This is a genomic window from Embleya sp. NPDC059213 (assembly GCF_042754445.1).
Lineage (GTDB): Bacteria > Actinomycetota > Actinomycetes > Streptomycetales > Streptomycetaceae > Embleya.
This window is the reverse complement of sequence record NZ_JBHZAV010000109.1, coordinates 21,943-32,053: the sequence shown is the minus strand read 5'-3', so window position 1 is coordinate 32,053 and position 10,111 is coordinate 21,943. Positions and strand designations below refer to the sequence as shown.

10 protein-coding genes and 1 pseudogene are annotated in these 10,111 nt (G+C 71.1%); 3 read left to right on the top strand and 8 right to left on the bottom strand.

The features are described from left to right. Positions 1-62: 62 nt before the first annotated feature. The 5 genes and pseudogenes from ACFXMF_RS31685 to ACFXMF_RS31665 all read right to left on the bottom strand — a co-directional run. Positions 63-419, bottom strand: a pseudogene (locus ACFXMF_RS31685) (MerR family transcriptional regulator); the annotation flags it as partial. Between the two features lie 211 nt (positions 420-630). Continuing rightward, a complete protein-coding gene (locus tag ACFXMF_RS31680; RefSeq protein WP_379992010.1) occupies positions 631-1,545 on the bottom strand; it encodes a hypothetical protein in 915 nt (304 codons plus the stop codon). Next, positions 1,542-3,632: a hypothetical protein gene (locus ACFXMF_RS31675; RefSeq protein ID WP_360304366.1), complete on the bottom strand. Its 2,091-nt coding sequence runs from the start codon at positions 3,630-3,632 to the stop codon at positions 1,542-1,544. Before ACFXMF_RS31675 ends, ACFXMF_RS31680 begins: the two co-directional genes overlap by 4 nt. 1 nt (position 3,633) lies before the next feature. After that, positions 3,634-4,464, bottom strand: coding sequence for a hypothetical protein (locus ACFXMF_RS31670; protein ID WP_360304364.1), 831 nt, complete (start codon positions 4,462-4,464; stop codon positions 3,634-3,636). A gap of 97 nt (positions 4,465-4,561) precedes the next feature. Then, a complete protein-coding gene (locus ACFXMF_RS31665) occupies positions 4,562-5,221 on the bottom strand; it encodes a Crp/Fnr family transcriptional regulator (RefSeq protein WP_360304362.1) in 660 nt (219 codons plus the stop codon). Between the two features lie 135 nt (positions 5,222-5,356). On the opposite strand from ACFXMF_RS31665, the gene ACFXMF_RS31660 reads away from it, so the two are divergent. Further along, the gene (locus ACFXMF_RS31660; protein WP_379992011.1) at positions 5,357-5,725 is read left to right on the top strand and encodes a GntR family transcriptional regulator; all 369 of its coding nucleotides are present in this window, start codon (positions 5,357-5,359) and stop codon (positions 5,723-5,725) included. 133 nt (positions 5,726-5,858) lie between these two features. Next, complete coding sequence (locus ACFXMF_RS31655; protein WP_379992012.1) at positions 5,859-7,022, top strand: DUF5925 domain-containing protein; 1,164 nt, start codon at positions 5,859-5,861, stop codon at positions 7,020-7,022. A gap of 99 nt (positions 7,023-7,121) precedes the next feature. On the opposite strand, the gene ACFXMF_RS31650 is transcribed toward ACFXMF_RS31655, so the two are convergent. After that, positions 7,122-7,913, bottom strand: coding sequence for an exodeoxyribonuclease III (locus tag ACFXMF_RS31650; protein WP_379992013.1), 792 nt, complete (start codon positions 7,911-7,913; stop codon positions 7,122-7,124). A 131-nt stretch (positions 7,914-8,044) separates the two neighbouring features. Here ACFXMF_RS31650 and ACFXMF_RS31645 point away from each other — a divergent pair, with 131 nt between their 5' ends. After that, entirely contained in the window at positions 8,045-8,419 is a 375-nt protein-coding gene (locus ACFXMF_RS31645; protein ID WP_360307761.1) for a nucleotide pyrophosphohydrolase, read from the top strand. 14 nt (positions 8,420-8,433) lie between these two features. On the opposite strand, the gene ACFXMF_RS31640 is transcribed toward ACFXMF_RS31645, so the two are convergent. Together ACFXMF_RS31640 and ACFXMF_RS31635 are read right to left on the bottom strand one after the other, a co-directional pair. Next, positions 8,434-8,745 (bottom strand): hypothetical protein, encoded by a 312-nt coding sequence (locus tag ACFXMF_RS31640; RefSeq protein ID WP_379992014.1) that lies wholly within the window; start codon positions 8,743-8,745, stop codon positions 8,434-8,436. After that, positions 8,738-9,574: an ATP-binding cassette domain-containing protein gene (locus ACFXMF_RS31635; protein ID WP_360307755.1), complete on the bottom strand. Its 837-nt coding sequence runs from the start codon at positions 9,572-9,574 to the stop codon at positions 8,738-8,740. The genes ACFXMF_RS31640 and ACFXMF_RS31635 overlap by 8 nt, the downstream gene beginning before the upstream one ends. Positions 9,575-10,111: the final 537 nt, after the last annotated feature.

Genomic DNA, 10,111 nt, shown 5'->3' with positions numbered 1-10,111 from the left:
TGACGACGCATTTCTTTTTTTTTGGTTGTTGGGGGGTATGTTTTTTTTTTTTAAGAGCCGGCCCCGGGGGGGCGGTCCAGCGCCTGCAGGCGCTGGACGGCCGCGCGCCGACGTTTGATTTCGCTCTCCTCCGCCGCCAAGGTCTCCTCCAGCCTGCTCAGGATCTCCTCGATGTCCCGGGCTTCGTCGAACGCGGTCCGCATGGCGTCCAGGCTGATGCCGACCGCTGCCATCCTGCGGATCCACAGCAGGCGGATCATGTCGTCGTAGCCGTAGCGGCGGCGGCCGTCCCCGCCTCGCTCCGGCTCCGGCAGCAGGCCGATCTCGTGGTAGTGGCGGATGGCACGTGGGGTGGTCCCGGCGAACGCGGCCGCGTCACCGATCCTGACCCGGCGGGGAGGCGTGATGGAGGGGTACATCGGACAGAGCCTTTCGTGCCGTGGAGCCTCGACCACACCACATGCCGCTACGGCAGGTGCAAACAACACCATCCGGGTTCCACCGGGGCCGGGCCCCGGCCGCCACCGGGACCGGGACCGGGACCGGGACCGACCAAGAACGACGAAACATCCGGCAACACGGAGTGACCGCCACCGGTTTCACCGCCGTGGCCGTATGCCGACCGCGCCGTTATCCGCGCGGTCCCACGTCGCCCGGCGGCTCGTCCGGCCCGTCTTCGACCAGGTCGTCCCACAGGCCCAGGGTGCGCAACACCCCCACCCCGCGCGGCCCGGAGGCGGCGAGACCGGCGGCGATCGACTTCCGCAACTGATTCCGCTCGAAGTCGTCGGCACTGCCGAGCAGGGCCAACAATTCCGTACTCAACGTGAGATCCGTGCTTTCGGACACGCCCGCGCCATGGTGCTCCAAATGATCCACGACCGCCTTGATCTGATCGGGAAATCTGGTCAGCCAGTAGGCGACCAACGCCTCCGGCCCCTCACGAATCAGCCCGCGGTGAAAATCCAGCCGCACCCGGGTGAGCCGCTGTTGCTCCTTTTCCAGGGGCACCGCCCAGCGAGCCTGTTCCAGCGCGGCCCGGACACCGTCCGGAATCTCCTCGGCCCGCAGAAACGCACCCACCGGTCGATAGCTGAGCCCGTATTCCGCCAGCGCCGCCGGATGAGCCAGCGCAATGTCGAGTTCGTCCTGGCGTCGCCCCTCGTCGGCGCCCTGCACCATGGCCAGTGCTTTGCGAATGCGATTCTCCACATCGCGAACGACGAAGGAGACCGCATCGACCGGGCGGCGCAGCGCGACCATCCTGGCGTCGTGCACCCACCAGTGCAGTTGTACCTGCACGCGACACGCGCGCTCCCCGCCCGATCCGGCGCGCAGTTCGAAGTCGCGGATATCAGCAAACTCGCGCGTGGCCACCCACCACAACTCGCTTGCCCCGCGCACCTCCGCAAGGGTCGGCACCGCGTTCGCGCTCGACGGGACCACCAGTACCTCATCGGCGCGCAGCCCGAGGCGATGGCGAAGCCAGGTCAGGCCACGCGCGCCGGTGGCAGGCCGGACCAGGGAAAACCGGTTGTCGATCATGTGGCTGCTCCCCCGCTCGTTTGTACCGGCGGCTCCTCGAACGCGTTGATGGCGGGTTCGAGGACCCCGATATCGATCACCTCGCCGTTCGGCAGGCCCTCGTAGGCCAACCGAGTCAGGTCGTACGCGAGGCGTTCCAGTCCGTAACCGCGCCCGGGACGAAACAGCAGCGCGAAAGTCTCCCGTAGGGTCGTGGCGCGTTCCCGGTCACCGCGGATGTTGCCGAGCAGTGTGCCGAACATCCGGGCCACCACGGCGTATCCGTGCCGATCGCGGACCGCGAGCCGGATCACGGCAAGGAACCGCTCGTCGGTCAGCAGTTCGCCGTCGCCGTCCGCACCGACCAGCGCTGCCGCCACCTCCGCAGCGGCCGCGCTCTCCTCCCAGTCCTCCACTCGTTCCAGCACCGACTCCGCGCGCATGCCGTCCCGGCACAGCGCCACAAGCCCCTCCCGGGCCGCCGCCGCAACCGAGCCGTCCCCTGTGCGAGCAAGGCGGAGCAGGTCTGTCAGGGTGCGACCGGGGTACACCGACGCCAGCCCCGGATACGCCAGGGCCGCCATCAGCCGCAGCCCCGAGCGGGTGCTGTCCCGGCTCCAACTCGCCAGCAAATGCCGCACTTGGGTGGCTACGACCGCATCCTGCGCCGCCGCCTGCAACGCAGGCACCACCATCGCCCGCTTGGCGTCGTTCTCCCGGGCCCAGCGCAACACCGGCGCCAGCGGCCGGTGCCCCCGACCGGTGGCAATGAAGTCTCCGGCCGCCCGGGCCGCGACCCGGTATACGTCCGGCGGGTACCTCGGGGTCGTGGCCAGCCAGTCCACGAGCGGGTCGCGCAGGTCCGGATACACGTCCCAGACGTGCGCCCGCACCGATGCCGCCCAGTGCGGTCGGTTGAAGCCGACCACGTCAAGCCGGTAGCGGGCACCGCCTCGGGTCGCATCGGCGGCGACCGCCGTCGCATGGATCGACTTCAACCGGCTTGCGCGTGCCTGGGGCGGCCAGCCATCGGCCGGTTCGCCGCCCGCGGTCGGCAGATGCTCGGCCAACGTCTCACGCAGCGCGGCCGCCCGCTCGGTGACGATGCCGTAGTCCTGCCCCTCGTAGACCGCCGCAGCAATCATCAGGGCCCAGTCCGCGCGTGCGGAGTTGGCCCGCAACCAATCGTCCACGGCAGCGTGGTCGCGGTCGCGCAGCGCGTTGAGCACCTCGGTCCTGGTGAACCTGCCATCGGCCAGATCGGCCAGGTCGCCGGCGATGGTGGCCGCCCGATCCGGCCGGCCGCCATCGGCGCGCACCAGTTCGGCGATGTCCTCGTCCACCAGATCCAGGTGCCGGCGCTCCCAATCCTGTCCCAGGTGGTAGGCGAGATGACTATGCAACACCTGGAGGGGATCCGGCCGTTCGCACGGCACGTGCCACGGCCCCCAGAGCGCGAGCAGCGGTGCGGTGGCGACTGCCGTCACCACCAGCACGCTGTCACGCTCGGCCAGGCGTCGACGCAACATTTCAAGGTCATTGCGGGAGTAGCCGGCCAGCAGGTCCGCAGCGGCCGAGTCGATCACATAGCCCCGGCCGCGCTGGATGCGGCGGGTCATCAGGTCCTCTTCGGGATCGAGCGCGATCACCTTTTCGACGTACTGATCCTGCATCAGATGCAGAGCCAGCGTGCGCTTCCCCGACTCCGCCTCGCCGGTCAGCAGGATCAGATGGCGCGCCATCATGCTTCGGGCCCGCAGATATCCCTTCGGCGGCACGAACGTGCGGCAGACGAGATCGCTCTCCTCCTTCCAGATCGGGCCCTCCCGCGCCTGGCGAGGCCGGTTCCCGGTGCCGGGGCCGGTCACGGCGTTCATGTCCCCGAACATCCGCGAGCCGAATACGTGGTTCCCCGTGGTGCCATTGAAGTTGACGATCACCGTCGTGGCCGCGTCCAGCGACGCGAACTCCTCGTCCTGCCAAGCCTGGTCGAGCTGTTCCGGATCAAGCGACCGCCGGCTCGACGGGACTTCCTCGACATCCTCACCTGTGGGATGGGCATCGGCCGAGGCGACCGGGTCGAGCGGCCGCTCGTCGGAGACGGTCACCTCAGACGCCCCGCGCCGGGCCGCCGAAGTGCGGCTCGTCCTCCGGGTCCGGGTAGTGGGCCCGGCCGTCGGTGCCGAAGTTCATGTCCCCGTGGTTGGTCCCACCCACGATGTTGTTGCCATGCAGATTGCCACCGATATGGAACTGCTGCCCGCCTGCTGCGGATTCCGGGTGCGTCGAGGTCGAGACGCGTCGTGCGGGGTCGCCCGCCGGGCCCGGACGTGCGGGTTCGACCGGCGGCGCCGGGTCCAGAGTCGGCGGCAGATCGTTCGCGGGAGCGTGCACCCAGGCGAGTTGCCGGGTGTCCTTGACGTGCGACTCGACCCGACGAAACCATCCCGGTTCGACCGCCTCCGTATATCCGCCCAACACGGCGGTGCGGTACACGATGTCCGAGACGATCGCGGCGACATGGCCCTTGGTGGACCGCAGCGCGGCGCGCACGAACGCGTCGTCGAGAAGCCGACACAGCTCGTTCTTGGCCGCCCCCGAGCCGTCGGAAACATGAATCGGGCCCACGTGCACGGCGGCTCGCATCCGGAGCGGCGGACCTTCGTGCAGGCGTGCCCGGGTACGCAGTCGACGGTCCAACCAGTAGACGGCATCGACCAGTTGATGTGTACGGTCGTCGGCCATCGTCAGGATCAGACCGTCGCCCGTATCGTCGACGTGCGCCACCTGCTTGTCCCAGTCCAGGCCGGCCTGCGCGAACGCCTCCGGGACCACCGCGCCGATGGCCTCGCGTACCTTCGGCAACAGCACGTCCTGGTTGTGCGTGAACTTCTCGGCGTCCACGGCGAACAACGCCCGGATCGACGGCATATCGGACACGGATTCCCCCTTCGGTGAGCGTGGTCACCACGCTGGGTTCGACGGGTCCACCGTGCCGCAGCCCCGGGGTGCGGCGCCGCGTACTTTTACCCTCCGCTCAGGATTCGCCGGCCCGACCCGCTGCGAGGCGGGCCAATAGTTCGGCATCTTCGATGACGAATCGGCGCGCGGTATCGACGGAGACCGCGCCCATCTCACGTAGCCGGGCGAAGGACTTGACCGCCGACTCGCGGCCGGCCGCGACCGAGGCCCCGAGTTCGGGCATGGTGACCCGGATCGCCACCCGTCGACGGCCGTCGCCGACCTCCTCACCACACTGCTCGGAAAGCGTGAGCAGGCGCTCGGCCATCCGCTCCAGCACACTCCTGGCGCGGTAGTTCAGCCGCTGTGCGTCGGCCTGCCGCAGCCGTCGGGTCATCACCATCAGCAGGCTGATCGCCACTTTGGGCTGCCGATTGAGGAAGCGCAGGAACTGATCCGTGGTCAACGACCACGCACGCACGTCACCGATCGCAATCACGGTGGCCGAATGCGGGCCACCGTCCAGCGCGGCGATCTCGCCGAACACTTCGCCGGGGTGGCGATAGGCGAGCACCACCTCCCGGCCGTCCTCCGCCGTACTGACCACCTTCACCCGCCCGGCCGTCAGGAGCAGCGCCTCGGCAGCCGGCTCACCCTCACGCATCAGCCGATCGCCGTCCGCGTACCGTCGGGGCCGGCCGGTCCGCCGCCACTCGGCCACCTCTTCAGCGCTCAACCGCTCGTCGTACGTCCGCATTGCCACCCTGGCCCCCGTTCGCCGCCGACCTCCCACCCTGCCGGAGCAGGTCCCGCCCGTCCGGCGATCCCGGGATCCGGTGTCGAGAGCGTCCTCGGCATTAGGCTCGCGGGCATGGTGATCAGCATCGATCCGGCCTCCGCCGTCGCGCCGTTCGAGCAGATTCGGGTCCAGGTGGCCGAGCAGGCCCGGGGCGGGGCGCTGCCGGTCGGCACTCGGCTGCCCACCGTACGCGGTCTGGCGGGCGAACTCGGCCTCGCGCCCAACACCGTCGCCCGCGCCTATCGCGAGTTGGAGGCGGACGGCGTGATCGAGACCCGGGGTCGCTCGGGCAGCTTCGTGGCCGCCGTCGGCGACACCGCGCAGCGGGCCGCGAGCGAGGCCGCCCTGGACTACGCGCACCGCGCCCGCCGACTCGGACTGACCCGCGACGCGGCGATCGCCGCGGTGCTCGCCGCGTTCGACGCGGTCTACGACGACTAGGCCACGGGCCGGCGGACAGGGCCCAGGCCGGGACTTCGATCCCGCGCCGGGCGGCACAACGGTCCGGCGGGGCCGGAAACCACTATTCGAAAACCTCTGTACGGACGGCCCGGGGCACCGGATCATCGAAATCATGTCGATGCCTCGCCAGACGCCCCGCCCATCGGATGGGGCGCCGAATTCAGCCGGTGACGACCCCTCAACGCTGTTGCCCTTCGTTTTCGGCCTCGATGACGCGGACACCCCGTACGACGCCGTGGACGGACTCGCCCTCGCCGCCTTCCTGACCGGCGCTCAGCCGTGGGCCAGGACCACCCGACTGGACCGGGTCAAACCCGGCGCCCGACTCGTGCCGCGCGGCGCCAAGGTGGTGCGCGCCGTCGAAGAGGACGACCGCTCCTCCCAATTGGCCGTCGGCGACGGCTGGACCCTGCGCTCGGTCCGCTGGCGCAGCGGCGGCGGCGAGGTGACCGTGACCGCCGTCGACGAGAAGATCGGCCGCGCGGTGCTGAAGAAGGCGGTCAAGGGCGCCGCGGCCGATCCGCCGCCCAAGGACGAGGCCGTCGCGATGGGCTTTTGGTACTTCTCCGCCCGGCGCGGCCCGTACCGCACCACCCGGGCGATCACCGCCGCGCCGTGGGCGGACATCCGCTGCAACTACACCGCGCCCACCGCCGGCGCGTTCGACCGGCTGATGAAGGTCACTCCGGACGACGTGTCCGGGCGGCTGATCCTGCTGCACGGCCCGCCCGGCACCGGCAAGACCACGGCGCTGCGCGCGCTGGCCCGCTCGTGGCAGGACTGGTGCCGGATGGACTGCGTCCTGGACCCGGAGGCGCTGTTCGGCGACACCGGCTATCTGATGGACGTCGCGATCGGACGCGGCGACGAGGACGAGGAGTCGCACGACAAGTCCAAGACGCAGCGGTGGCGACTGCTGGTCCTGGAGGACTGCGACGAACTGATCCGGGGCGAGGCCAAACGCTCGGCCGGTCAGGCGTTGTCCCGGCTGTTGAACCTGACCGACGGACTGCTCGGGCAGGGCCGCAACGTGATGGTCGCGATCACCACCAACGAAAGCCTCGGCCGGCTGCATCCGGCGGTGGTCCGCCCGGGCCGCTGCCTGGCCCAGATCGACGTGGGTCCGCTGGACTTCGCCGAGGCCCGCGAGTGGCTCGGCACCGCCGACGGCATCGGCACCCACGCCACGCTCGCCGAGTTGTACGCACTGCGCAACGGCGCGGCGCCGGTGGAGGTCGAACGACCGGCGCACGGCGGCGAGGGGTTGTACCTGTAGCGCGCTTGGCCTTCGTCGAAGGCACCCGCCCGCTCCCGATCGGAGTCGACGGCTCGTCGCACCGTCGACTCCGATGCCGGACGCGGCCCGGACCGGGACCTAGACGGCGAGGTCCACCACGACCGGCGCGTGGTCGCTGGTGCCCTTGCCCTTGCGGGCCTCGCGGTCCACGTATGCGTCGGTGACCGCGGCCTGGAACGACGCGTTGCCGTAGACCAGGTCGATCCGCATGCCCTTGTTCTTCGGGAAGCCCAGTTCGCGGTAGTCCCAGTAGGTGAACGGCACGTCGTACTTGAGCGCCCTCGGCATCACCTCGCGCAACCCCACGCCCTCCAGCGCACCGATCGCGTCCCGCTCGGCCTGCGTCACGTGCGTGGAGTTCTCGCCGAACAGCGAGATGTCCCACACGTCCCGGTCGGTGGGCGCGACGTTGAAGTCGCCGAGCACCGCGAAGGGCAGCGGGCCCGCGGCGTCGGCGGCGACCGCGGTCCGCAGTGCGGCCAGCCACTCCAGCTTGTAGGCGTAGTGCGGGTTGTCCACCTCGCGGCCGTTGGGCACGTATACCGACCGCACGCGCACCCCGCCGCAGGTCGCGGACACCGACCGGGCCTCGTGCGGACCGTCGACCTCCGGGAAGCCCGGCCCCGACTCCAGACCGACGGTGACGTCCGCCAGGCCGACCTTGGACAACACCGCGACGCCGTTCCAGCGCCCGCCGGCGTTGACCGCCGACGCGTAGCCGAGCTCCTCCAGCTCCTTGGTCGGGTATGCCTCGGGCGTGGACTTGAGTTCCTGCAGACACACCACGTCGGGCGCGGCCCGCTCCAGCCACTCGACGAGCTTGGGCAGCCGGGCCCCGATCGAGTTGATGTTCCAGGTGGCGACCCTCATGCGAACCTTCCAGAGCGGACGACGGCGTTCGGGCCCGCCGGATCGACCGGACGGGCCTGCGGGCCATTCTCCCTCGCCGGGGTGACACCGCCGGTGCGCCGAGGGCGTGGCGGATGCGGTAGTCATGGGGCATGGACACCACTCCCCCGGCCCGCACGGACGCCACTCCCCCGCCCGGTTCCGATCTCGCCGACCTGACCGCCGCGGTTGTCGCCTTCTCCGCCGAGCGGCACTGGCAGCCCTTCCACACCCCGAAGAACCTGGTGATGGCGCTGAGCGTGGAGGCGGCGGAGTTGGTGGAGATCTTCCAGTGGCTGACCCCGGAGCAGGCCGCGGACGTGATGTCGGACCCGGAGCGCGGCGAGCACGTCCGGGAGGAGATCGCGGACGTGCTGGCCTATCTGCTCGGGCTGGCGAACCGGCTCGGCATAGATCCGGCGCAGGCGCTGCGGGACAAGATGGTCAAGAACGCGATCAAGTACCCGCCGGGCGCCCCGGGCCTGTAGGGCCGCCTCCCAGCCTAGGGTCGGCGCAGCCGGATCCAGCGCCGGGCGCGGGTGATCCCGTGCGCGGCGCGGGGTGTGCGCTCGTCCGGCTTCGCGCCGGCCACGAGTCGGGTCTGGGTGCGTGGCGCGTCGGGTTCGTACGGCAGCGCGCCGAGATCGCCGGGCAGGCCGTCGACCGCGGACCGGGGGCCGTCGAGCGGGTCGGACGTACCTGCTCGCTGCTCCGGGATCCGGCCGATCCGCGGGACTGCGGCAACCTCGTCGACGTCGCCGGATGGCATTTGCGTCTCCGGCGTTTGGGTCTCCGGTGTTTCGGTCTCAGGCATCGCGTACTCCCCCCGAGCATGCGTCCACGGCGCGGCGGTCCCCTCGCACCTCGGCCGGCGTGCCCTCCGCAACCACGCGGCCGGATTCCAACACGGTGACCCGATCGCACAACGCGTCCACGAAGTCGATCTTGTGGTCCACCACCAACAACCCCACGCCGTCCGCCGCGACCCCGCGCAGGAGCAGCAGCAGGGCGTGCGTCTCACGTGCGTTCAACCCGGCGCTCGGCTCGTCCAGGATCAGCACCCGGGGCACCGCCACCATCCCGCGTGCGATGTCCAGCAGCCGCCGTTCGCCATAGGTCAGTACGTCCGAGGCGCGCTCTCGCCGGCCTCGCGCGCCGGCCCGATCCGGTGTGATCCGGGCGCCGAATTGCCGCTCGTGCTCGACCCGCGCGAGCAGCGGCCGGGACAGCCAGGCCGCGAGCAGCCCGCGATGGCGGATGTCCGAGCCGGCGAGCACGACGTTGTCCGCCCCGGAGAGCGCGCGCACCGGTTGCGGCGTCTGGAACATCCGGACCAGGCCGGCCCGGCGCGAGCGTTCGGGGCTGCCCAGGCGAACCGGCAGCCCGGACACGAACAGCTCGCCGGTGGCCGGCACGACTCCGGTGATCGCGTTCAACAGGGTGGTCTTGCCGCTGCCGTGCGGCCCGATCACGCCGACCGCCTCGCCGCGCTCGACGCGCAGGCACACGTCGTCCACGGCGCGCGCACCGGCGAAGTCCACCCGCAGGTGCCGGGCCCGCAGGACGGGTTGGCGGACCTGATCGGAGGCGGTGGCCGGAATCGGTTCGGGTCCGGACGCGTACAGCCGCGCCGGGTCAGGCATGGTCGCCCTCCTTCGCAGGACCCGGCTCGCGCACGTACGCGACGGCCGCTCGCGCACGCGTGGCCGGGCCGCTCGAACCCGCGGGTGTCGCTTCCCCGAGCGAACCCGCGTGCGCCGCGGCGCTCACAGCCGCGGCGCCTGGTGCATCGGGCCGCCGACCGCGCGGCCGTTCGGGCCCCGAGCCGGGGCGCGCATGCGGGCGCGCCCCGGCCTCGGACCCTTCCCCCGGGCGGCGCGCGAGGCCGGACGCCATACCTGACCAGGCGTCACCCCCCGCCCGCGCGCCACCCGTATCGGGGGCCGTACCGGAAGCCGGATCGACGGTCGAACAGGGCTCCCCCGCCCCGTCCGACCGCGACCCGGATGTATCCCGGACGGCCCCCGCGCCCCGGACGGACGCCGACTCCCCTCCTGACCCGGCGTCACCTCCCGGCCACGACAAAGTTTTTGTACCGGTTTGCTCGATCTCGTCCCGCCACGATCCGATCGGCCGGGCCGGGAACGGCCCGTGCGGGCGCACCACGAACCCGGGAATCG